The sequence below is a fragment of the Pseudomonas sp. A2 genome, assembly GCF_023100865.1.
Taxonomy (GTDB): Bacteria; Pseudomonadota; Gammaproteobacteria; order Pseudomonadales; family Pseudomonadaceae; genus Aquipseudomonas; species Aquipseudomonas asiatica.
In genome coordinates, this window is record NZ_CP039127.1 from 3,462,807 (window position 1) to 3,485,739 (window position 22,933).

17 protein-coding genes are annotated in these 22,933 nt (G+C 65.3%); 9 read left to right on the plus strand and 8 right to left on the minus strand.

What is annotated here, in order from left to right:
• Window positions 1-16: 16 nt before the first annotated feature.
• The 4 genes from ccoG to E5221_RS16055 all read left to right on the plus strand — a co-directional run bounded on the left by ccoG (window position 17) and on the right by E5221_RS16055 (window position 6,351).
• Window positions 17-1,420: a cytochrome c oxidase accessory protein CcoG gene (gene ccoG, locus E5221_RS16040; RefSeq protein WP_061551596.1), complete on the plus strand. Its 1,404-nt coding sequence runs from the start codon at window positions 17-19 to the stop codon at window positions 1,418-1,420.
• A gap of 50 nt (window positions 1,421-1,470) precedes the next feature.
• On the plus strand, window positions 1,471-2,880 hold the full coding sequence (gene mapR / locus E5221_RS16045; protein WP_013972935.1) for a GntR family transcriptional regulator MpaR: 1,410 nt from the start codon (window positions 1,471-1,473) through the stop codon (window positions 2,878-2,880).
• Window positions 2,881-2,937: 57 nt separating this feature from the next.
• Window positions 2,938-4,593 (plus strand): PAS domain-containing sensor histidine kinase, encoded by a 1,656-nt coding sequence (locus E5221_RS16050; protein WP_247845963.1) that lies wholly within the window; start codon window positions 2,938-2,940, stop codon window positions 4,591-4,593.
• A 63-nt stretch (window positions 4,594-4,656) separates the two neighbouring features.
• The gene (locus E5221_RS16055) at window positions 4,657-6,351 is read left to right on the plus strand and encodes a response regulator (protein WP_247845964.1); all 1,695 of its coding nucleotides are present in this window, start codon (window positions 4,657-4,659) and stop codon (window positions 6,349-6,351) included.
• 9 nt (window positions 6,352-6,360) lie between these two features.
• Here the strand turns inward: E5221_RS16055 and E5221_RS16060 are convergent, their stop codons facing one another.
• Together E5221_RS16060 and E5221_RS16065 are read right to left on the minus strand one after the other, a co-directional pair.
• Window positions 6,361-7,107 carry an SDR family oxidoreductase gene (locus E5221_RS16060; protein WP_039614214.1) on the minus strand — a complete coding sequence of 249 codons (747 nt, stop codon included), beginning with the start codon at window positions 7,105-7,107 and terminating at the stop codon, window positions 6,361-6,363.
• Window positions 7,108-7,183: 76 nt separating this feature from the next.
• Entirely contained in the window at window positions 7,184-8,200 is a 1,017-nt protein-coding gene (locus tag E5221_RS16065) for an FAD:protein FMN transferase (protein WP_003260284.1), read from the minus strand.
• 250 nt (window positions 8,201-8,450) lie between these two features.
• On the opposite strand from E5221_RS16065, the gene rsxC reads away from it, so the two are divergent.
• Window positions 8,451-9,851 carry an electron transport complex subunit RsxC gene (gene rsxC, locus E5221_RS16070; protein WP_039614213.1) on the plus strand — a complete coding sequence of 467 codons (1,401 nt, stop codon included), beginning with the start codon at window positions 8,451-8,453 and terminating at the stop codon, window positions 9,849-9,851.
• The gene (locus E5221_RS16075) at window positions 9,848-10,798 is read left to right on the plus strand and encodes an RnfABCDGE type electron transport complex subunit D (protein WP_247845965.1); all 951 of its coding nucleotides are present in this window, start codon (window positions 9,848-9,850) and stop codon (window positions 10,796-10,798) included. The genes rsxC and E5221_RS16075 overlap by 4 nt, the downstream gene beginning before the upstream one ends.
• A 42-nt stretch (window positions 10,799-10,840) precedes the next feature.
• On the opposite strand, the gene E5221_RS16080 is transcribed toward E5221_RS16075, so the two are convergent.
• The 5 genes from E5221_RS16080 to E5221_RS16100 form a co-directional block, all read right to left on the minus strand.
• A complete protein-coding gene (locus E5221_RS16080) occupies window positions 10,841-12,376 on the minus strand; it encodes a DHA2 family efflux MFS transporter permease subunit (protein WP_023663084.1) in 1,536 nt (511 codons plus the stop codon).
• The gene (locus E5221_RS16085) at window positions 12,373-13,566 is read right to left on the minus strand and encodes an HlyD family efflux transporter periplasmic adaptor subunit (RefSeq protein WP_039614211.1); all 1,194 of its coding nucleotides are present in this window, start codon (window positions 13,564-13,566) and stop codon (window positions 12,373-12,375) included. The genes E5221_RS16080 and E5221_RS16085 overlap by 4 nt, the downstream gene beginning before the upstream one ends.
• 30 nt (window positions 13,567-13,596) lie before the next feature.
• Window positions 13,597-14,070 (minus strand): MarR family transcriptional regulator, encoded by a 474-nt coding sequence (locus E5221_RS16090; protein ID WP_003260288.1) that lies wholly within the window; start codon window positions 14,068-14,070, stop codon window positions 13,597-13,599.
• Window positions 14,071-14,277: 207 nt separating this feature from the next.
• Window positions 14,278-14,913, minus strand: a complete 636-nt coding sequence (locus E5221_RS16095) for a response regulator (protein ID WP_247845966.1) — start codon at window positions 14,911-14,913, stop codon at window positions 14,278-14,280.
• Between the two features lie 6 nt (window positions 14,914-14,919).
• Complete coding sequence (locus E5221_RS16100; RefSeq protein ID WP_013972946.1) at window positions 14,920-16,326, minus strand: ATP-binding protein; 1,407 nt, start codon at window positions 16,324-16,326, stop codon at window positions 14,920-14,922.
• 194 nt (window positions 16,327-16,520) lie between these two features.
• Between E5221_RS16100 and E5221_RS16105 the strand changes: the two genes are divergently transcribed.
• The 3 genes from E5221_RS16105 to E5221_RS16115 all read left to right on the plus strand — a co-directional run bounded on the left by E5221_RS16105 (window position 16,521) and on the right by E5221_RS16115 (window position 21,353).
• Entirely contained in the window at window positions 16,521-18,143 is a 1,623-nt protein-coding gene (locus E5221_RS16105) for an acyl-CoA synthetase (RefSeq protein ID WP_047933861.1), read from the plus strand.
• Window positions 18,144-18,307: 164 nt separating this feature from the next.
• Window positions 18,308-20,077, plus strand: a complete 1,770-nt coding sequence (locus tag E5221_RS16110) for an acyl-CoA dehydrogenase C-terminal domain-containing protein (protein ID WP_247845967.1) — start codon at window positions 18,308-18,310, stop codon at window positions 20,075-20,077.
• Window positions 20,078-20,345: 268 nt separating this feature from the next.
• Entirely contained in the window at window positions 20,346-21,353 is a 1,008-nt protein-coding gene (locus tag E5221_RS16115) for a FecR family protein (protein ID WP_247845968.1), read from the plus strand.
• Between the two features lie 13 nt (window positions 21,354-21,366).
• Here the strand turns inward: E5221_RS16115 and E5221_RS16120 are convergent, their stop codons facing one another.
• Complete coding sequence (locus tag E5221_RS16120) at window positions 21,367-22,686, minus strand: Na+/H+ antiporter family protein (protein WP_102083630.1); 1,320 nt, start codon at window positions 22,684-22,686, stop codon at window positions 21,367-21,369.
• Window positions 22,687-22,933 lie beyond the last annotated feature (247 nt).

Genomic DNA, 22,933 nt, shown 5'->3' on the forward strand with positions numbered 1-22,933 from the left:
TGATGAGCACCGAGCCATGAACGATAGAATCCCTTTTACAGAGATCGCCACCGCCCCAGCCAGCCCCCAGCCACGCCGCGCCGACAATGGCATCCATACCCGCAGCTTCACCGGGCTGTACCGCAACCTGCGCATCGGCTTCGCCGGCACCCTGTTCGTGCTGTTCTTCGGCACCGCCTGGCTGAACTGGAACGGCCGCCAGGCCGTGCTGTGGGACCTGGGCAACAGCAAATTCCACATCTTCGGCGCCACCTTCTGGCCGCAGGACTTCATCCTGCTGTCGGCGCTGCTGATCATCTGCGCCTTCGGCCTGTTCGCCATCACCGTGTATGCCGGCCGCGTGTGGTGCGGCTACAGCTGCCCGCAAAGCACCTGGACCTGGCTGTTCATGTGGTGTGAAAAGGTCACCGAGGGCGACCGCAACCAGCGCATCAAGCTGGCCGCCGCGCCCTGGAGCCTGAACAAACTGGCCCGGCGCACGCTGAAGCACAGCCTGTGGCTGGCCATTGGCGTGCTCACCGGGTTGACCTTCGTCGGCTACTTCACCCCGATCCGCCCACTGGCCGCGGAACTGTTCACCTTGCAACTGGGCGGCGTGGCGCTGTTCTGGGTGCTGTTCTTTACCGCCGCCACCTACATCAATGCCGGCCTGCTGCGCGAAGCGGTGTGCCTGCACATGTGCCCTTATGCACGCTTCCAGAGCGTGATGTTCGACAAGGACACCCTGGCAGTCGCCTATGACCCGCGTCGCGGCGAAGCCCGTGGCCCGCGCAAGAAAGGCAGCGACCTCCGCGCCCAGGGCCTGGGCGACTGCATCGACTGCACCTTGTGCGTGCAGGTGTGCCCCACCGGCATCGATATCCGCGACGGCCTGCAAATGGCGTGCATCGGTTGTGCGGCGTGCATCGATGCCTGTGACGGGGTAATGGACAAGATGGGCTACGCCCGTGGCCTGATCGGCTACAAGTCCGAACGCAGCCTGCAAGGTGGCACCACCCATTGGCTGCGCCCGCGCCTGCTGGGCTACGCCGCCGCGCTTGGGGTGATGATCGCGGCACTGGTGGTGGCCTTGCAGCTGCGCCCGATGGTGTCGCTGGACGTGATCAAGGACCGCGGCCTGTTCCGCGAGAATGCCCAGGGCCAGATCGAGAACATCTACCTGCTCAAGGTCATCAACAAGACCGAAAGCACCCGGCACTATGAGCTGCGCCTGCTGGACGCCGACGGCTTCAGCCTGCAGGGCAAGACCTCCTTCGTGATCCCGGCCGGTGAAATGAGTGAACTGCCGGTGTCGGTGGCGATGCTCGCCGAGCGCCCGGCCAGCAGCTCGCAGACGCTGAGCTTCGAAATCAGCGAGCGCGACGACCCCGCCATCCGCAGCGTGGCCCACAGCCGCTTCGTCGCGCCGATGAACCGTTGATCCCTTACACTGATTCCACCTTGCCTGCCAGGCTTCGACAGAAGGCCAGAATGAAACGCTACGAACGCTTTGCCGACGACATCGCCGAACTGATCCGCTCCGGGGTGCTGGGCCCCGGCCAGCGCGTGCCCTCGGTGCGCTATGCCAGCCAGACCCACGGGGTCAGCCCGTCCACCGTGTTCCAGGCCTACTACCTGCTGGAGCGGCGCGGGCTGATCCGCGCCCGGCCGCGCTCGGGCTATTTCGTCAATGCCCACGCCCCGCGCCAGTTCAGCGAGCCGCAGGCATTGCAGCCGGTCAGCGAGTCCACCGATGTCGACGTCAGCGCGCTGGTGTTCTCGATTCTCGACTCGATCAAGGACCCCAACACCGTGCCGTTCGGCTCGGCCTTCCCCAGCCCCGAGCTGTTTCCGCTGCAACGCCTGTCGCGCTCGCTGGCCAGCGCCAGCCGCAGCATGGACCCGCGCATGGTGGTGACCGACCTGTCACCCGGCAACCCGCAGCTGCGGCGGCAGATTGCCCTGCGCTACATGGTTGGCGGGCTGATGCTGCCGATGGAGGAGCTGCTGATCACCAACGGCGCGCTGGAAGCCCTGAACCTGTGCCTGCAGGCCGTCACCCAGCCCGGTGACCTGGTGGCCATCGAAGCCCCCGCGTTCTATGCCTGCCTGCAGGTACTGGAGCGTCTCAAGCTAAAGGCCGTGGAAATTCCTGTGCACCCGCGCGAAGGCATGGACCTGGGCGTGCTGGCGCAAACGCTGGAGAAACACCCGGTCAAGGCCGTGTGGTGCATGACCAACTTCCAGAACCCGGTGGGCGCCAGCATGCCGGAGGCGAAAAAGCAGGCACTGGTGGAGCTGCTGGCGCGTCATCAGGTGCCATTGATCGAAGACGACGTGTACGCCGAACTGTACTACGCGCAACAGGCACCCAAACCGGCCAAGGCCTTCGACACCCAGGGGCTGGTGATGCACTGCGGCTCGTTCGCCAAGAGCCTGGCACCTGGCTACCGCATCGGCTGGGTGGCAGCCGGGCGCTTTGCACAGAAGATCGAGCGGCTCAAGCTGATGACCTCGCTGTGCGCCTCGATGCCGGCGCAGGCGGCCATCGCCGACTACCTGCAGCACGGCGGCTACGACCGCCACCTGCGCAAGCTGCGCTATGCCCTGGAAGGCCAGCAGGCCAACATGCTGGCGGCCATCGCCCGGCACTTTCCGGCGCAGACGCGGGTCAGCCAACCGTCCGGCGGCTACTTCCTGTGGCTGGAGCTGCCCGAACAGATGGACGCCCTCAAGCTGTTCCACATGGCCTTGGCCCAAGGCATCAGCATCGCCCCCGGGCCGATCTTCTCGCCCACCCGGCGCTTCGGCAACTGCATCCGCCTGAACTACGGCAGCCCCTGGCATGAGGATGCCGAACGGGCCATGGAAACCCTGGGGCGGATCATCCGCTCGTTCTGATGACTGGCGCCCCGGCAGGCGGCTATAGTTGCTTGATCCGCTCACCGGGCCCTCGCCATGCAAGCAGACTCGCTCCCGTCATTGGCACAACTGCAAGCGCGTGTCGCAGAACTGGAAGCTCGCCTGGCAGAGCGCGACGACACTGCACAGGCCCACATCCAGCTACTGGGCGAACTGCTCGACAACAGCCGGGCCAACGTGTTTGCCGCCGACAGCGAGATGCGCCTGGTCGCGATCAACCGCACGGCCCGGGAAACCTTCGAGCATTACCGGGGCTTCGTGCCGCAGATCGGCGATTACGTGCCACAAATTCTGCTCAACCACCCTGACATCATGGGCCGCCTGGCACCGGTGTGGCCACGCGTGCTGGCCGGCGAAGCCTTCATCGACACTATCTCACTCGGCCCCTCCGATGCCCCCCGCCATTACGAAATCCGCTATCACCCATTGCTCGATGCACAACAGCAAGTCCAGGGCGGGTACCTGTTCGCCTATGACATCACCGAGCGCATGGCCGAGCAGGAACGCCTGCGCCAGGCCGAAGAGGCCCTGCGCAAGTCGCAGAAAATGGAGGCGGTCGGCCAGTTGACCGGCGGCATCGCCCACGACTTCAACAACTTGCTGGGTAGCCTGCTTGGCGCGCTGGAGCTTGCAGAGCAGCGCCTGGGCGAGCAACGCCTTGCCGACACCGCCCGCATGCTCGGGCTCGGCCACAGCAACGCAATGCGCGCCGCAGCCCTGGTGCAGCGGTTGCTGGCCTTTTCGCGCCAACAGACGCTGATGCCACAAGCGGTGGATGTGCACCGCCTGGTCGCCGACATGCATGACCTGATCCGCAGCTCGACCGGCCCGCACATTGACTTCCAGGACCGCACGCTGGCCGCGCAATGGTCGATCCGCATCGATCCGCAGCAGCTGGAGAACGCTCTGCTCAACCTGTGCATCAATGCCCGTGACGCCATGCCGCTGGGCGGCACCTTGCGCATCGGTTGTGAAAACGCCGATCTCGCAGCGGCCGAGGCCAAGCGCCTGGACCTGCCGACGGGGCACTATCTGCACATTCGTGTCGAGGACACCGGCGTGGGCATGCCCAGTGAGGTGCTGCAACACGCTTTCGAGCCCTTCTTCACCACCAAGCCGCTGGGCCAGGGCACTGGCTTGGGATTGTCCATGGCCTATGGTTTTGTTCGCCAGTCCGGGGGGCAGTTGCTGATCGACAGCGTCACCGGGCAAGGCACTCGCGTTCACCTGTACCTGCCCCGTGACCAGAGCGCTTGCGCAACCGGCCACGGCGAGCCAGCCACATCCGCCACCGCGACGTTGCAGCCGCGGATGCACCGGATCATGCTGGTGGCGGACCAACCGGCCCTGCGCCTGGTACTGGTCGAAGTGCTGACGGAACTGGGCTATCAGGTGCAGGCTTTCGAGAGTGGCCACCGGGCTCTGGAATCGTTGCAGAAAGGGCCGCCACCGGACCTGCTGATCACCGATGTCGGCCTGCCTGGGCGACTCGACGGTTACCAGCTTGCAGAGGCCTGCCAGGACCTTGTGGCGGATGCCCCGGTATTGCTGATTACCGGCTACGAAACTGCCGAAACGGTGCATTGTGCCCGGCCCGGCAGGCGCACCGAACTGCTGCACAAACCCCTCGACCTGAACACCCTCGGCGAACGGATCGAGCGCCTGTTGGGCATTGCGTCACACCCGCGTTGACTGGCTATTCGCCTGTTGCCGAACACGCTAAAGTCTGGGCTTCATCCACTGTCGGACGTCGGCATGCCCTCCCGCGACCTGCTTTCACTGCGCCAACAAGTCGAAGCCCTGCAGCAACAGAACGCGCTGCTGGAAGCCCGCCTGGCAAGCCATCAGCAACACGATCAGGACTTCTACCGCTCGCTCTTCGACACCATGGACGAAGGCTTCTGCATCATCGAGTTCTTCGACGGCCCGCACGGCCCACTGAGCGACTATGTGCATGTGCTGGCCAATGCGGCCTATGCCAAGCACGCCGGCATCCCCAACGTGGTCGGGCAGAAACTGCGCGAGATGGTGCCCGATGAGGCCGACGATTGGGTCGCCCGTTATGGCGCGGTGCTGCGCACGGGCGAGCCGCTGCATTTCGAGCAGGAACTGGTCGCCACCGGCCATGTGTTGTCGGTGACCACCTTCCGCGTAGAGCCTGCCGAAAAGCGCCAGGTGGCGGTACTGTTCAAGGACGTCACTGCACGCCGACGGGCAGAGCAGGCCCTGCAGCGCCTGAACGAGGAACTGGAACAACGGGTGAATGCGGCACTGGCAGAACAGGCCAAGGCCGAGGAAGCCCTGCGCCAGGCACAGAAGATGGAAGCGGTCGGCCAGCTCAGTGGCGGCATCGCCCACGACTTCAACAACCTGCTGGGCGGCATCCTCAGTGCCCAGGAGCTGATGCGCCAGCGCCTGGAGCAATCCCGTTTCGACGCCCTGGAGCCATTGCTGAAGCTGTCCAACGGCTCGGCGCAGCGGGCCTCTTCGCTGGTACACCGGCTGCTGGCATTTTCCCGTCAGCAGACCCTGCAGCCCTGCTCCACGCAGGTGGCCACGCTGGTGGGCGGCATGGAAGAGCTGCTGCGCCGCACCATCGGCCCCTCCATCACCCTGACCAGCCAATTCCCCTGCCAGCTGTGGCCGACCTTCATCGACCCGCCGCAACTGGAAAGCGCCCTGCTCAACGTGTGCCTCAATGCCCGCGATGCCATGCCCACTGGCGGCGTGATCGATATCCTCGGTGACAACCTGCTGCTCGACGACCAGCAAGCCCGCGCACTGGAACTGCCAGCTGGCGAATACGTACGGCTGAGCATCAGCGACAACGGCAAGGGCATGTCGGCGGAGGTGGCCGAGCGCGCCGTCGACCCGTTCTTCACCACCAAGCCCATGGGCCAGGGCACTGGGCTGGGCTTGTCGATGACCTATGGTTTCGTGCGCCAGTCGGGCGGGCAGCTACGGGTGTTGTCGACACCTGGCGAAGGCACCCGCATCGAGCTGCTGCTCCCCCGCCACCACCAGCACCCCGAAGCCCCGGCACCCAGGCCACTGCGCACACTGCTGGAAAAAAGCAGCAGCGCCACGCAGCGTATCCTGCTGGTCGAAGACCAGGCCGCCTTGCGCGTGGTCGTCTGCGAGGTGCTGGAAGAACTGGGTTATCGGGTCGATGCATTCGAGAACGGCCCGGCTGCCCTCGCCCATCTGCAAGCTGGCGAGCGGCCAGACCTGCTGTTGAGCGATATCGGCCTGCCCGGCGGCCTGAATGGCCGCCAGTTGGCTGAACGTTGCCGCGAGCGCCACCCCGACCTCAGGGTGCTGTTCATCACTGGCTACGACGAAAGCGCGGCGCTCAGTGACGGCCAGTTGCTGCAAGGCACTGAGGTGCTGACCAAGCCGTTCGAGCTGGCAGTGCTGGCCGAACGGGTACGCACGCTGTTGGAGGATTGACCGGCGCGTTCAGCGCCCGCCGCCCAGCTCGATGAAGCTGCCGGTGGAGTACGAGGCTTTGTCCGAGAGCAGCCAGAGGATGGCCTCGGCCACTTCCTCCGGGCGCCCGCCGCGGCCCATGGGCAAGCCGGGCTCGAGCTTGCTGACCCGGTCGGGGTCGCCCGACAGCGCGTGGAACCCGGTATGGATGTAGCCTGGCCGCACACCATTTACCCGCACGCCCTCGCCTGCCACTTCCTTTGCCAGGCCAATGGTGAAGGTGTCGAGGGCGCCCTTGGAAGCGGCATAGTCCACGTATTCGTTGGGCGAGCCCAGGCGGGCGGCCACCGACGACACGTTGACGATGGCCCCGCCCTGCCCGCCGTACCGGCGTGCCATGCGCTTCAGTGCGTGCTTGGCGCAGAGCATGGGGCCGACGACGTTGGTCTTCATGACCTTGAGCAGGCGGAACTCGGACATGTCCTCGACCCGGCTTTGCTGGCCAATGGTGCCTGCGTTGTTGACCAGCGCGGTGACCGGGCCGAGTTCTTCGTCAACGCGCTGGAACAGCTGGATGACCTCATCCTCGACACTGGCGTCGGCGCGCACGGTGATGGCCTTGGCGCCCAGGGCTCGGACCTGGCCGAGGATGTCTTCGGCGGCCTGGTCGTCGGCGTGGTAGTTGATGCAGATGCGGTAGCCCTGACGGGCGGCCAGCAGCGCCGTGGCGGCGCCGATGCCGCGGCTGGCACCGGTGATGACTATGACTTGCTCCATGGGTCTGCCAATCGTTTGGAAAGGGAGCATCGACAATAGGGGAAAAGGCAGCGCGTGGGAATGACCTTTCCTTCTGCTACTGCGTGGGTTTGCCTTGCCCGGGAAACAACGTCTCGAACCGCGGCGTCGCCCGCGCAACGAAACCCAGCCCCTGGTGCATGATGAAGTAGGCAGCGATTTCATTCCGCTCGGCGAAGGCATAGCCTTCCTCCGGGCCCAGCACCATCAACAGTGTGTCCAGGGCATCGGCACGCAACACCGAAGGGTCGACCACCGACACTGCCGCCAGCGCGTGCTTGACCGGCCTGCCGACCCGGGGATCGAAGGTGTGCGAATAACGCTGGCCACCTTCCTCGAAATAGTTGCGGTAATCGCCGGCGGTGGCAACGCCGTAGCCATCCAGGGCGATGGCGCGCTCCACTTGCTGTTCGCCCCCACCACTCGGTACCTCGAGGGCGATGCGCCAGGGCGAGCCATCCGGCTTGCGGCCGACGCCCTTGAGTTCACCGGTGATCTCGACCAGATAGGCCTGGATACCCAGGGCCGCAAGCCTGTCGCCCACCCGATCCACTGCATAACCGGCGAGCATGCTGTCGAAATCCAGCTGCGCCGCCACATCCTTGCACAGCTTTTCTCCATCCAGGTGCAAGTGCTGCAGCCCTACCCGTGCCTGCTCCCGTGCCAGCGTGCTGGCGTCCGGCACCTGCCTACCGCGTGACTGCGGGCCGAAGCCCCAGAGGTTCATCAATGGCAAGACCGTCAGGTCGAAAGCCCCGCCACTCTCGCGGAACAGAGAAACACCGTACGCCAGCAATTGCTGCATCTCTTGCGGCACTGCCTGACAGGCGCCGGCCGGCAGGTTGTTGAAGCGGGAAACCACGGAATCGCCGCGCCAGTTGGAGAACTGCTTGTCGAGGGCCTGGAGAACAAGCTCGACTTCGGCCTTTACTTGTCGCGAATCGGGCGTCTGTGCAGTGGGTATGTACTGGATCGAATACGTACTCCCCATGGTCGGCCCGCCAAAGCGTTCAATCCTGTCGCCGCAGCCATACAGCAACGTCACCAGCATCACCAGCAGGCTTGCGCGCATCATTGGACACCTCGCAGACTCTGGCCGCCCGTTCGCGGCGCAGGCTATTTCACCAGAGTTGCGAGATGGCAATTGGCCTACCGTTCATCAGCAAACCTGGTCAAAAACCGAACAAACTCCTCGTCGAACACTCTGATCTGCGCGGGTGATCATTCATCCCCCTCCCTTTCCGCTTAACGTCCCGGAAGCAATAAAACAACCATGTGCATAAGCGCACAGGGGCGTTCTTTGCCCAAAAATTGGAGGACATTACATGTCTAGCCATTCGTTGCAGAGCGTCGAACGCCTGCAGAGCCGCATCCGCGCCCAGCGTCAGCCGCAACAGAAACCTTTCTGGCGCCGTCTGCTGGCCATCGCCTCATCCTCTCAGCGTAGTTGGCACGGAGGGATCGAGCTCAGGGGATACAAGGAACTATCCAACGCTACGCCGGTTGCCCCGGTCGTGGTCGGTAAAATCCAGCTGGCGATTCCCCTCGGGCGGGGTCGTCGGTTTGTCCAGCCTTGCGTGCAGCCGGGGCAGCATGTGCGCAAGGGCGAAGTGATCGGTATTGGCGACAACACCACCGCTTGGGTGCATGCCAGTACCTCCGGCATCGTGGACCGGATCGATCACGTCTTCGCGGCCGACTCGGCCGAGCCAGTCATGGCCGTCATCCTGAACGCAGATGGCCTGGATGAGTGGTTCGAACGCCCGGCACCGGGCCTGCCGCAAACGCCAGAGGCGCTGGTCGAGCGCGCATTGCAGATGGGCATAGTCGGCCTTGGTGGTGCGGGTTTCCCCACGGCCCTCAAGCTGGCCGACGCACAACAGCCCGACCTGCTGCTGATCAACGGTGCCGAATGCGAGCCCTTCCTTACCTGCGATGACCGCCTCATGCGTGAAAATGCCGAAGCGTTGATCGAGGCCGCCGACTATGTCGCCGCGCTGCTGGGAATAACGGCAACCCGTTTCGGCATCGAAACCAACAAACCGGAGGCGATGGCCACGTTACGTGCCGCCGCACGCCAGGCGCGCACCCAGGTCAAGATTTGTCCACTTCCGGAGCGTTACCCAGCAGGTGGGCAGCCGTTGATGATCAAGAGCCTCAGTGGCCGCAACCTGGCCCCGGGGAGCCGCCCCGCCGATATCGGCGTCCTCGCCCTGAATGTCGCAACGCTCTACGCGCTGGGCCGGGCCGTCTTCCAGGACGAACCACTGACCAGCCGCGTGCTGACGCTGACAGGTGACTGCGAGCGCCCCGGCAATGTGCGGGTGCCGGTGGGTTACCCGGTCAGCGAACTGCGCGCGATTGCTGGCGCGTCCCCCACAGGGCAACTGACCCAGGTCGGTGGCCCGATGATGGGGCAGCCGCTACCGGACGCCAACGCCTTCGTCAGCAAGACCAGCAGTTGCCTGATTTTCGGCGCCGAGCGCTACCTGCCGGCTGCTCGCCCCGCCAGCAGTTGCATTCGCTGCACGCGCTGCGTGGATGTCTGCCCGATGTCGCTGCGGCCGCTGGACCTCTACGCTGCCGCCGAGCGCCTGGACAAGACCAGCCTGCAGGAACTGCGCCTGGACGCCTGCATCGAATGCGGCAGCTGCAGCAGCATCTGCCCAAGCAATATCCCGCTGCGCGAACGGTTCCGCCAAAGCAAGACGGAGGTCCGCGCATGAGCCTGATACGCCACCCCATCCCGCAACGACTGCGCACGGTGATGCTGCTGGTCGTCCTGTGCCTGCTGCCGGGCACCGTCCTGTATGCCTGGCAATTCGGCGTCGTGGTCTGGTTGCAGGTGTTCTGGTGCGTGCTGTTCGCCCTGGGCTTCGAAGCCGCCCTGCTGCGCCTGCGCGGGCATGACGTACGCAAGGGTTTGAGCGACTTCAGCTGGCTGGTGCTGGGCCTGATACTGGCTCGGGCATTGCCGCTGATGGTGCCGTTGTGGATGATCGCCCTGGCCAGTTTTGCTGCTCTGGCACTATGCAAGCACGCCAGTGGAGGCCTTGGTCGCAACCGTCTCAACCCTGCCATGGTTGGCCTGGGGGTCGTTGCCATCTGCTTCTATCAGCAGCTGTACCCCGCGCCATCGAACCATGCCCCCTGGACCGCAACCCTGGACGCCAAGGCGGTTCTGCTCCAACAACTACAGTTGGTGCCACGCCTGGAGCTCGATGCGTTCGCCGGCGCCACTCAACTGGCGCAGAACGAGTTCACCCATGTTACCCACAATCTGTCGGGGTTCGGCTACATTGCCGGCGGTTTGCTGCTGGCTTCGCTGCGGGTGATCCGCATCGAGATTCCGCTGGCGATGATCGCGAGCACAGTATTGCTGTGCATGGCTGCCGGCCACAGCCTGCAGGAAGCCGTTTACAACCTCAGCCTCGGCGGCTATCTCTTCACCGCCTTCTTCATCGCCACCGATCCGGTCACCAGCCCCGATACCCGCGCCGGTCGCATCTTCTTCGGCGTGACCGTCGGCACGCTGACCGAGCTGATTCGCGAGTTCGGGCTTTACGCCGATGGCCTCTGCTTCGCCGTGCTGGCCGGCAACCTGCTGGTGCCGCAAATCGACCGGTTGGTGCTGCGCATGCAGCGGCCCTGGTACGCAGCAGCGAGTGCCTGACATGGCATTTGGCAATGAGCCTGGGCCTTGTTCTGGCCCGGCTCAGTGCCCTGCCGACGCCGGCCCCGCCTTTGCGGTAAAGGGCGGTTTGGCGAACCACACCAGCAGGATCAACCCGGCAAACACCCAGGTCATCAGGGTGAAGTAGTCCACCGTCGACATCATGTACGCCTGCCCGTTGAGTATCTGCTCCAGCTGCGCATAGCTCTGCGGGCTGGCCCCGCCCAGCTGCTCCAGGGTATGCCGCGTGGCCGGGTCGAACTGGCTGATGTGCTCGCTCAGGTAGGCATGGTGCTGGTCCGCCCGGCGAATCCAGATCCAGGTGGTCAGCGACGCCGCGAAACTGCCGCCCAAGGTACGCAGGAAGGTCGCCAGGCCCGAGCCATCGGCGATCTGCTGCGGTGGCAGGTCGGACAGCAGGATGCTCAAGGTCGGCATGAAGAACAGCGCAACGCCAATACCCATGAACAACTGCACCAGCGCCACATGCTGGAAGTCCACCTCGCTGGTGAACCCGGCACGCATGTAGCAGCTGCTGCCGATCGCCAGGAACGCCAGCCCGGCCAGCACACGCAGGTCGAAGCGGTGCGCGTACTTGCCCACGAACGGCGACATCAGCACCGGCAACAGGCCGATCGGCGCCACCGCCAGGCCGGCCCAGGTAGCGGTATAGCCCATCTGCGTCTGCAGCCACTGCGGCAGGATCAGGTTGATGCCGAAGAACCCGGCATAGCCCCCTACCAGCACGATGGTGCCCACGCGGAAGTTGCGGTGCGCGAACAGGCGCAGGTTGACCACCGGGTGACGGTCGGTCAGTTCCCAGATCACGAACACCGCCAGGAACACCAGCGAGACCAGGCTTCCGGCAATGATGAACGACGATTCGAACCAGTCCAGGTCGTTGCCTTTGTCCAGCACCACCTGCAAGGCGCCAACGCCGATGACCAGCGTCAGCAGGCCGATGTAGTCCATCGGCTGGCGGCTGGTGACCACCGGCCGGGTGCGCATCTGCTGGCGCACCACGGCGGCGGCGAACAGGCCGATGGGCACGTTGATGAAGAAGATCCACGGCCAGCTGTAGCTGTCGGTTATCCAGCCGCCGAGAATCGGCCCGGCAATCGGCGCCACCACCGTCACCATCGCCAACAGCGCCAGGGCCATGCCGCGTTTGGCCGGCGGGTAAACGGCGATCAGCAAGGTCTGGGTCATCGGGTACAACGGCCCGGCCACCACACCCTGCAACACGCGAAAACCGACCAGCTCCGGCATCGACTGGGCAATACCGCACAGGAACGAGGCCAGCACGAACAGCAGCGTGGCCCAGATGAACAGCTTCACCTCGCCAAACCGTCGGCTGAGCCAGCCGGTGAGCGGCAAGGCGATGGCGTTGCTCACCGCAAACGAGGTGATGACCCAGGTGCCCTGTTCGTAGCTCACCCCCAGGTTGCCGGAAATGGTCGGCAAGGCCACGTTGGCGATGGTGGTGTCGAGCACCTGCATGAACGTCGCCAGCGACAGGCCGATGGTGGTCAGCAGCAGGCTCGGCGGCGTGAACTGGGCAGCAGCGTTGTTGCTCATCGCTGGGCCGTCTTGCCGGTTGCGCTGTTTTCGTGGATCAGCCGGGCGATCAGGTTGTCGGCTTCGACCAGCTGGCGGTCATACACCTGGGTGGTATAGCTGGCCTGCTGCGGTGGCTGCTGGGCCAAGGTCGGGCCGCTCTGGTCGTGCAGGTCGACCTCGACCACGGTGGACAGCCCGATACGCAGCGGGTGGTCCTTGAGCTGGTCGGGGCTGAGGTGGATGCGTACCGGCACGCGCTGGACGATCTTGATCCAGTTACCGGTGGCATTCTGCGCCGGCAACAGGGCGAAGGCGCTGCCGGTACCAGCGCCAAGGCTGTCGACCGTGCCGCTGTACCTGACCTCGCTGCCGTACAGGTCGGCGCTGATCTGCACCGGCTGGCCGATACGCATGTCGCGCAGCTGGGTTTCCTTGAAGTTGGCATCGATCCACACCTGGTCCAGCGGGATCACCGCCATGGTCGCGGTACCCGGTTGCAGGCGCTGGCCCAGCTGCACGGTACGCTTGGCAACGTAGCCGGTTACCGGTGCCACCAGGGTGGTGCGGGCATGGTCGAGGTAGGCCTGGCGCAGGTCGGCGGCGGCGGCCATCACCTCGGGGTGCGAGGACACCACGGTGTCGTCGACCAGTGCGCTGCTGGTGCTGAGCTGCTGGCGTGCACTGTTGACGGCGGCCTCGGCCACGCTCAGGTCGTCGCGGGCATGGGACAATTCTTCCGCAGCTATCGCGCCGCTGTCGGCCAGTACCTTGCGCCGGTTGAAGTCCTGGCGGGCCTTGCGCAGCTCGGCCTGGCGGGTTTCCAGCTGGGCCTTGAGCGCGTCGACGTTGCTGTACAACCCGCGCACCTGGCGCACGCTGCGCGCCAGCCTGGCTTCGGCGGCCTGCAAGGCCACCTGGCTGTCGGCCGGGTCGAATTGCAGCAATACCTGGCCGGCGTGGACCAGGTCGCCGTCATCGGCACCGATGCTGGTGACAGTGCCGGTGACCAGCGGGGTGATCTCTACCACGTTGCCGTTGACGTAGGCATCGTCGGTGCTTTCGTGCCAGCGCCCGACCAGGCTGTACCAGGCCCAGGCTCCGACGCCGGCAAGAATCAGCAGCAACACCAGGCCAAGCAGCCAGGCCTTGCGCTTGCGCGACGGTTCGGGCGCGGCGGAGGGAGTCGGGGTGTCTGCGGGAGTGGCCATGGCAATACCTTGGATAATTCGTGACAGGGATCAACGATCGCCGAAGCGGCGGATCGTCAACGGGTCGCCGGCAGCGAGCAGGACCTTGGCCAGCAGGCCTTCCAGGGTCGCGAGCTCTTCGGGTGCCAGCGCGCCGCACAGCTCGTTCATGGCCGCCGCGCCGATTTCCGGCAGGCGGTCAGCCAGGCGCTGGCCATCGGCGGTAAGCGCCAGGCGCACCTGGCGACGGTCGTCGGCGCAACGATTGCGCACGATCAGTTCCTTCTGCTCGAGGCGGTCGAGCATGCGGGTCATCGATCCGCTGTCCAGGCCCAGGTACCGGCACAGCTCGGCCGGGGTGTCCACCTGGTACTGGGTGACGATGATCAGCACCTTGAACTGCGCGGCGGTGACGCCTTCGGATTCGAGGTGCCAGTCGAGAATGCGGTCCTTCAGGATCGCCGCCCGGCCAAGCAGCATGCCGATGGCGCAGGTCTGGAAGTTTTCGGGAGAGAAATGGGCCATCGGAGGCTGCTCGGGTAATTGTGTAGAAATATTACTGCCTAGGCAGTGAATGTCAAAGCTTTGATTAGGTAGCTATTTAAAATTTCATGATTTGGCGCCCTCTGTGGGAGCGGGCATGCCCGCGAACACGGGCGAAGCCCGTGCCATCCTCCGCAGTGCCTGCTTCGCGGGCACGCCCGCTCCCACAGGGAACTGTGACTGCTGTCACTACCGCAATCGCAGGCCCAGTGCCTCCACCGCCCCGCAGGCAATGGCCATGCCCACCAACTCCGCCAGGCTATCGGCCTGCAACCGCTTCATCACCCGCCCGCGGTACAGGTCCACGGTCTTCACGCTGACGCCCAGCCGCTCGGCAATTTCGCGGTTGCTCAACCCCTGGGCCAACGGCACGAACACGTCGCGCTCGCGTGGGGTCAGGCCATCGATGCGCGCCTGCACCCGGGCCAGCGCCTGGTCGTCCTGGCGTGCCCGCCCGGCGCTTTCCAACGCGGCCTGCACGCTGTCGAGCAGCAACTGGTCGTTGTAGGGTTTCTCGATGAAGTCGCAGGCGCCGGCCTTGAATGCCCGCACCACGATCGGCACATCGGCATGGCCGCTGACGAAAATCACCGGCAAACCCAGGCCACGCTCGCGCATCGCCTGCTGCACCGCCAACCCGCCCAGCCCCGGCATGCGCACATCCAGCAGCACACAGGCCGGCCCATCGTCGACGCAGGCGTCGAGAAACGCCTGCCCGCCGGCGAACGGCAAGGCCTGCAAACCCACCGACTGCAACAGCCACACCGTCGAGTCGCGCATACCCTGGTCGTCGTCGACCACATACACTTTCGCTTGCACCGCCATCTCCCCTTATCCCCTGCTGACCGCCAGGCGGCAGCACAGTACCAGACCGCCATTGTCACCGGCTCGCGCCCACAGGCTGCCGCCAAAGCCCTCGATCAGGCTGCGGCTCATGCTCAGGCCAAGGCCCAGGCCGTCGGCCTTGCTGGTGGTGAACGGCGTGAAGATTTCATCCAGGCGCTCGGGCGCCACGCCCGGGCCCTGGTCGGCCACCTCGACCAGCACGCCATCACCATCGCGCGCAGCGCCCAGCAGGATACGTGACGGCCGCTCGCCATGCTGCTCGCGGTTGGCATCGATGGCGTTGCGCAACAGGTTCAACAGCACCTGCTCCAGCAGTACCCGGTCGGCATACACCAAGGGTAGCTGCGCGCTCATGCGCAACTCGACCACCACCTGATCACGCGCGGCTTCCCAGGCGCACAGGCGCATGGCTTCGCCGGCCACCTCGGCCACGTCCAGCGCCTGCAGGCGGCGCGGCCCCTTGCGCAGGAAGGCGCGCAGGCGGCGGATCACTTCGGCGGCATGGGTGGCCTGTTCGCTGATGCGCTGCAGGCCCTGCCCTACCCGCTCTCGGGCCTGCGGGTCGCGCTCCAGGCCCTGCAGGTAACGCTGGCTGGCGTTGGCATAGTTGACCACCGCGGCCAACGGCTGGTTGATCTCGTGGGCAATGCCCGAAGCCAGCTCGCCCAAGGTGGCCAGCCGGGCACTGTGCGCCAGGCTTTCCTGGGCCTCGATGCGCAGGGTGATGTCGCGAGACACGCTGACCACCTCCACCACCGCGCCGGTGTAGGTTTCGCGGATGGCCCGGCTGGCGATTTCGAACCAGCGGTAGCCGCCTGCGGCCTGGCGCACTCGGCAGGTCATGGTGTGGTAGCCGTCCTGGTCCAGGGCAGCGGCGGCCTGGCGCAGCACCTGGCGGCGCTCGCGCGGGTGCAGCAGGGTATGTACGGCCATGCCGCGCAGTTGCTCGGGCCACAGGCCAAGCAGGCGGAATGCTGCCGGCGAGGCATCGAGAAAACGGCCATCGGGGCTATGCCGGGAGATCAGGTCGGTGGTGTTCTCGATGATCAGCCGGTACAGGCGCCGGGCGCGGCTGGCCTCGCGGGCGCCATGGCGCTCGTCGCTGGCGTCGCGGCCACGCGCCAGCACCTGCTGGCCCTGGTCGTCAGGGATGAAGCTCCACAGCACGATGCGTTCACCGACCTGCACCTCGACATCGGCGATCGCCCGGCGCTGGCGCAGGCAGGCGCGCACCAGGGCGGCGCAGTTGCCCGGCAGCCAGCTGGCCAGTGCCGGGCCTTCATCGACCCAGGCCTGCAGCGCCGGGTTGAGTGCCAGCGGCCTGGCGTCGCCGGCCAGCATCAGGCTGGGTTGCGGGTCCTTGGCGAGCAAGGGATAGGCAGTGTTGTCCACGGTAGGCGGCTCGTTGCTATAGTAGTTTTACTATATTGCTATAGTCGATATTCCTAATACCATAGCGACTCGCGTAAAACTACGACAAGGGGAGCGGCCCACCGTCCGCCTCCCTGCACCCTGAACAGAGCTAACAATCAGCCACCGGGGGTCAAGCGCACAGGTTGTGCCTGCCTCCCCTACAGGATTACCGCATGTCGATCTATGCCCAGGGCCTGATGCCCGCTGCCGTCAACCATGTCGCCCTCACCCCGCTGAGTTTCATCGAACGCACCGCTGCCGTATATGGCGATTATCCGGCGGTGATCCACGGTGCCATCCGCCGTAACTGGCAGCAGACCTACCAACGCTGTCGGCGCCTGGCCAGCGCCCTGGTGGGCCGGGGTATCGGCCGTGGCGACACCGTAGCGGTGATGTTGCCCAACATTCCGGCCATGCTCGAAGCCCATTTTGGCGTGCCCATGACCGGCGCCGTGCTCAATACCCTGAACGTACGCCTGGACGCCGAGGCCATCGCCTTCATGCTGCAGCATGGCGAGGCCAAGGTGCTGATCACCGACCGCGAGTTCCACACGGTCATCGAGGCTGCCCTGGCCTTGCTCGAGCACCCGCCATTGGTGGTGGATGTGGATGACCCGGAGTACGGCGAAGGCCGTGCGGTCAGCGAACTGGATTATGAAGCGTTCCTAGCCGAAGGCGACCCGGACTTTGCCTGGGAATGGCCCGATGACGAGTGGCAGGCGATCTCGCTCAACTACACCTCCGGCACCACCGGCAACCCCAAGGGCGTGGTCTACCACCACCGTGGCGCTTACCTGAACGCCCTGGGCAACCAGATGGTCTGGGGCATGGGCCATCGCCCGGTGTACCTGTGGACCCTGCCGATGTTCCACTGCAATGGCTGGTGCTACCCATGGACCATCACCGCGCTGGCCGGCACCCATGTGTTCCTGCGCCGGGTCGACCCGCAGAAGATCCTGACCCTGATCCGCGAGCACCGGGTCAGCCACCTGTGCGGCGCGCCGATCGTGCTCAACGCCCTGGTCAACATGCCCGAGGCGGCCAAGGCGGCCATCGAGCACCCGGTGCAGGCCATGGTCGCCGGCGCCGCGCCACCCGCCAAGGTCATCGGCGCAGTGGAAGAGATGGGCATACAGGTCACCCACACCTACGGCCTGACCGAAGTCTACGGCCCGGTGACCGTGTGTGCCTGGCATGACGAATGGGATGACCTGTCGCTGGAAGAGCGGGCACGGATCAAGTCCCGCCAGGGCGTGCGCTACCCGACCCTCGACGGCCTGATGGTCGCCGACCCGCAAACCCTCGAGCCGGTACCGCGCGACGGCAACACCCTGGGCGAGATCTTCATGCGTGGCAACACGGTGATGAAGGGCTACCTGAAGAACCCCGAGGCTACCGCCGAAGCCTTCCGTGGCGGCTGGTTCCATACCGGTGACCTGGCCGTGTGGCATACCGACGGCTATGTCGAGATCAAGGACCGGCTCAAGGACATCATCATTTCCGGTGGCGAGAACATTTCCACCATCGAGGTCGAAGACGCCCTGTACAAGCACCCGGCGGTGCTGGAGGCCGCGGTGGTGGCACGCCCGGATGAAAAATGGGGGGAAACCCCGTGCGCCTTCATTGCCCTCAAGCCGGGCCGCGAAGACACCCGCGAAGCCGACATCACCAGCTGGTGCCGCGAGCACCTGGCCGGGTTCAAGGTGCCGAAGACCGTGGTGTTCGGCGAACTGCCCAAGACCTCCACCGGCAAAATCCAGAAGTACGTGCTGCGCGACCGGGCCAAAGCCCTCTGAACCCGTAGCGGCCTCGCTCCGCTGTGCAGGAGCAGCCTTGTGCTGCGAAGAGGCCGGTACTGCCATGAGTCTTCTTCAGACATACCGGCCCTTTCGCAGCACAAGGCTGCTCCTACAGGTACAGCGCATGCTTCGAAGATATCCTTGACATTCCGAGAGCCCAGATGACCACCTACTCCGCCCCCCTGCGCGACATGCGCTTCGTCCTGCATGACGTGTTCAACGCCCCGGCCCTGTGGGCCCGCCTGCCCGCCCTGGCCGAGCGCATCGACGCCGATACCGCCGATGCCATCCTCGAGGAAGCAGCCAAAGTCACCGGCCAGCTGATTGCCCCGCTCAGCCGCAACGGTGACGAGCAAGGCGTGCGCTTTGCCGCAGGCGAAGTCACTACCCCTGACGGCTTCCGCGAGGCCTGGCACACCTACCGCGAAGGCGGTTGGGTCGGCCTGGGCGGCAACCCCGAACATGGCGGCATGGGCATGCCGAAAATGCTCGGTGTGCTGTTCGAAGAAATGCTCTATGCCGCCGACTGCAGCTTCAGCCTGTATTCGGCATTGAGCGCCGGCAGCTGCCTGGCGATCGATGCCCACGCCAGCGAAACGCTCAAGGCCACCTACCTGCCGCCCCTGTACGAAGGCCGCTGGGCTGGCACCATGTGCCTCACCGAACCCCATGCCGGCACCGACCTTGGGCTGATCCGCAGCCGCGCCGAGCCCCAGGCCGACGGCAGCTATCGCATCAGCGGCAGCAAGATCTTCATCACCGGCGGCGAACAGGACCTGACCGAGAACATCGTCCACCTGGTGCTGGCCAAACTGCCGGATGCGCCCACCGGCGCCAAGGGCATCTCGCTGTTCCTGGTGCCCAAGTACCTGGTCGAGGCCGATGGCCGCCTGGGGGCGCGCAACGCAGCCCATTGCGGCTCGATCGAACACAAGATGGGCATCAAGGCCTCGGCCACCTGTGTGATGAACTTCGATGGTGCCGTCGGCTACCTGGTCGGCGAGCCGAACAAGGGCCTGGCGGCGATGTTCACCATGATGAACTACGAGCGCCTGTCCATCGGCATCCAGGGCATCGGCTGTGCCGAGGCGTCCTACCAGAGCGCCGCCCGCTACGCCAACGAGCGCCTGCAAAGCCGCGCCGCCAGCGGCCCGCAGGCACAGGACAAGGTTGCCGACCCGATCATCCACCATGGCGATGTGCGGCGCATGTTGCTGACCATGCGCACCCTCACCGAAGGTGGCCGGGCGTTTGCCGCCTACGTCGGCCAGCAGCTGGACCTGGCGCGCTACGCCGAAGACGCCGGCGAGCGCGAACATGCGCAGCGCCTGGTGGCGCTGCTGACGCCGGTGGCCAAGGCGTTCTTCACCGACAACGGCCTGGAAAGCTGTGTGCTCGGCCAGCAGGTGTATGGCGGCCATGGCTACATTCGCGAATGGGGCCAGGAGCAGCGTGTGCGCGATGTGCGCATCGCGCAGATCTATGAAGGCACCAACGGCATACAGGCCCTCGACCTGCTCGGGCGCAAGGTGCTGGCCGACGGTGGCCAGGCGCTGGCCGGCTTTGCCGCCGAGGTGCGGGCCTTCAGCGTGGATGCGCCGCTGCACCGTGAAGCCCTGCAAGCGAGCCTGGCGCGGCTGGAGGCGACCAGCGCCTGGCTGCGGTCGCGTGCCGGCGAGGATGCCAACCTGGTCAGCGCGGTGGCGGTGGAATACCTGCAGCTGTTCGGGCTGACTGCGTATGCCTACATGTGGGCGCGTATGGCGGCGGTGGCGTTGGCCAAGCGTGACGAGGATGCCGCGTTTCATGGGGCCAAGCTTGCGTGTGCGGAGTTCTTCTTCCAGCGGGTCTTGCCGCGCGGGTTGGGGCTGGAGGCCAGTATCCGGGCGGGTAGTGGCAGCCTTTATGGTTTGGAGGCGGCGCAGTTCTGAGAGACCATGGGGGCGCTTTGCGCCCCATCGCGACACAAGGCCGCTCCTACAGAGGAACGCGATTCCATGTAGGAGCGGCCTTGTGTCGCGATGGGCTGCAAGGCAGCCCCAACGATTTCAGCCTGAATTTACCTGCGCGAAGGGTTCTCAAACGCTGAAAAACCATCACCAATCCGACGAAAACCGGCACAACTGATAGTCATTCGCCATTACCTCGGTTCTCGGGAGCCCTCCAGCAAGGGTAGAATGCGCAAAACCCGGAGCCGCAATGAACCACGACCGCCTCAACCCCAGCCCAGACGATGCCATCACCGACGCCGCCGCGCACTGGTGCATGCGCCTGCACGCCGAAGATTGCACGGCGGGCGAGCGCGAGGCGTTCGCCCGCTGGCTGGCGGCCGACCCGCGGCATGCCGAGGAATACCAGGCGATGCTGGAAATCTGGCAAACCGCCGACCTGCTACCGCGCAATGCCACCGTCATCGACTTCAACCCGCCCGTGCAACAGGCCGCATGCCCGCGCAACTGGCGGCCGCTGGCATCCGCTGCCGCGATCGCCCTGGCGGTGCTGCCGCTGGCCGGCTGGGTGGGCTGGGAACAAGGCTGGCTGCCCAACCACTACCAGCACTTCGAAGCCGGCGCGCACATGCAGACCGTGCAGCTGAGCGACGGCAGCACGGTGCAGCTCAACCTCAACACCGAGCTCACCTACCTCAACTACAAGGACCAGCGCCAGGTCACGCTCAAGCGTGGCGAGGCGTTCTTCAAGGTGCAGCACGACAGCAGCCACCCGTTCATCGTGCATGCCGGTCGCGGCCAGACCCGCGTCACCGGCACCCAGTTCAACGTGTGGAAGTACCAGGACCAGGTCAAGGTCACCCTGGTGGAAGGTTCGGTACTGGTATCCAGCGACGGCAGCGCCGGTGGCTACCGCCTGGGCCCGGGGATGCAGGCCAGCTATCACAAGGGCGACTTCGAGCCGCAACTGGAGCAGAGCGACGACTACGGCAACAGCCTGGCCTGGCGCGACGGCAAGCTGGTGCTCGACAACCTGAGCCTGGAACAGGCCCTGCCGATTATCAACCGCTACCTCGACGCACCGCTGTTGCTGGCCGACGCCAGCACCGGCCGCATCCGCATCAGTGGCATCTACAACACCCGTGAGGTGGGGCGCCTGGTCAACAACCTGCCCAAGGTGCTGCCGGTCTACCTGACCCGCAGCAAGGACGGCAGCACCGTGCTCAACCGCATCTCGCCGCCGCCCGACAAGGGCTGACGCCCTCCCCGTCTTACAGCGTCATCGCCGCCAACCAGCCGAACGCCAGCAGTGGCAGGTTGTAGTGGATGAAGGTGGGCACCACGGTGTCCCAGATATGGTGGTGCTGGCCATCCACGTTCAAGCCCGAGGTCGGGCCCAGGGTCGAGTCCGAGGCAGGCGAGCCGGCGTCGCCCAGCGCACCAGCGGTACCAACGATGCACACGGTGGCCAGCGGGTCGAAGCCCAGCTGCACGCACAGCGGCACGAAGATCGCGGCCAGGATCGGCACGGTGGAGAACGACGAGCCGATGCCCATGGTCACCAGCAGGCCCACCAGCAGCATCAGCAAGGCACCGATGCCCTTGCTGTGGTCGATCCACTGCGCCGAGGTTTCCACCAGGCTCTTCACCTCACCGGTGGCCTTCATCACGTCGGCAAAGCCCGAGGCGGCAATCATGATGAAGCCGATCATGGCCATCATCTTCATGCCTTCGGTGAACAGGTCGTCAGTGTCCTTCCAGCGCACGATGCCCGACAGCGAGAAGATCAGGAAGCCGACCATGGCGCCGATGATCATCGAGTCCAGCCACAACTGGACGATGAACGCCGAGGCAATCGCCAGCCCGGCCACCAGCAGGGTCAGCGGGTTGTACTGCACGCTCACCTGCTCCACCTGCTCGATGCGCGCCAGGTCGTAGTCACGCTTCTTGCGGTAACTGATGAATACCGCCAGCAACAGGCCAGCCAGCATGCCGGCTGCCGGGATGGCCATGGCGTGGGTGACATTCACGCCACTCACGTCGACACCCGCGCGGGCAACGTTGGCCAGCAGGATTTCGTTGAGGAAGATGTTGCCAAAGCCCACCGGCAGGAACATGTACGGGGTGATCAGGCCGAAGGTGATCACGCAGGCGATCAGCCGGCGGTCGATGCGCAGGCGGGTCAGCACGTACAGCAGCGGCGGCACCAGCAAGGGGATGAAGGCGATGTGGATAGGCAGGATGTTCTGCGACGACACCGCCACCACCAGCATCAGGCCGACCAGCAACCATTTGACCTTGCCGCCACTGGCATGGCCCTGGCGGTCGATCATGGCCAGGGCGCGGTCGGCCAGGGCATGGGCCAGGCCGGACTTGGCGATGGCCACGGCAAAGGCGCCCAGCAGTGCATAGGACAGGGCTACCGTGGCCCCGCCGCCGAGACCGCCGTTGAAGGCCTTGAGCGTACCTTCGATGCCCAGCCCCCCCACCAGTCCACCGGCCAGGGCCCCGACGATCAGGGCGATGACCACGTGCACGCGGGACAGGCTGAGTATCAGCATGATGCCGACCGCGGCGATCACTGCATTCATGGTTGGCTTACCTCATTGCGACAGAAAAAAAGCGCGCACTCTGAAGCAGTGGGCAGCAGATGTCAAAAGCGCCATGTTGCGGCGGATTACACGGAGGGCTGAAATTTAAATTGAATGTTTGAATAAAGAAAAAATGGGATGGGCCGATATGGTGGGAAGGCTGGGAGATGCCTGGCTGGAGATTTCTGTCGCCTGTGAGATCGAGCGCCGCCCGCGCGGCGCTTCGCAGCACAAGGCTGCTCCTACA

Coding starts and splice junctions, on each gene's coding strand:
- mapR (WP_013972935.1), top strand. CDS start 1,471: ATGAAACGCTACGAACGCTTTGCCGACGACATCGCCGAACTGATCCGC.
- E5221_RS16085 (WP_039614211.1), bottom strand. CDS start 13,566: ATGGCCACTCCCGCAGACACCCCGACTCCCTCCGCCGCGCCCGAACCG.
- E5221_RS16060 (WP_039614214.1), bottom strand. CDS start 7,107: ATGGAGCAAGTCATAGTCATCACCGGTGCCAGCCGCGGCATCGGCGCC.
- rsxC (WP_039614213.1), top strand. CDS start 8,451: ATGTCTAGCCATTCGTTGCAGAGCGTCGAACGCCTGCAGAGCCGCATC.
- E5221_RS16110 (WP_247845967.1), top strand. CDS start 18,308: ATGACCACCTACTCCGCCCCCCTGCGCGACATGCGCTTCGTCCTGCAT.
- E5221_RS16095 (WP_247845966.1), bottom strand. CDS start 14,913: ATGGCGGTGCAAGCGAAAGTGTATGTGGTCGACGACGACCAGGGTATG.
- E5221_RS16055 (WP_247845964.1), top strand. CDS start 4,657: ATGCCCTCCCGCGACCTGCTTTCACTGCGCCAACAAGTCGAAGCCCTG.
- E5221_RS16065 (WP_003260284.1), bottom strand. CDS start 8,200: ATGATGCGCGCAAGCCTGCTGGTGATGCTGGTGACGTTGCTGTATGGC.
- E5221_RS16105 (WP_047933861.1), top strand. CDS start 16,521: ATGTCGATCTATGCCCAGGGCCTGATGCCCGCTGCCGTCAACCATGTC.
- E5221_RS16075 (WP_247845965.1), top strand. CDS start 9,848: ATGAGCCTGATACGCCACCCCATCCCGCAACGACTGCGCACGGTGATG.
- ccoG (WP_061551596.1), top strand. CDS start 17: ATGAACGATAGAATCCCTTTTACAGAGATCGCCACCGCCCCAGCCAGC.
- E5221_RS16120 (WP_102083630.1), bottom strand. CDS start 22,686: ATGAATGCAGTGATCGCCGCGGTCGGCATCATGCTGATACTCAGCCTG.
- E5221_RS16090 (WP_003260288.1), bottom strand. CDS start 14,070: ATGGCCCATTTCTCTCCCGAAAACTTCCAGACCTGCGCCATCGGCATG.
- E5221_RS16080 (WP_023663084.1), bottom strand. CDS start 12,376: ATGAGCAACAACGCTGCTGCCCAGTTCACGCCGCCGAGCCTGCTGCTG.
- E5221_RS16050 (WP_247845963.1), top strand. CDS start 2,938: ATGCAAGCAGACTCGCTCCCGTCATTGGCACAACTGCAAGCGCGTGTC.
- E5221_RS16115 (WP_247845968.1), top strand. CDS start 20,346: ATGAACCACGACCGCCTCAACCCCAGCCCAGACGATGCCATCACCGAC.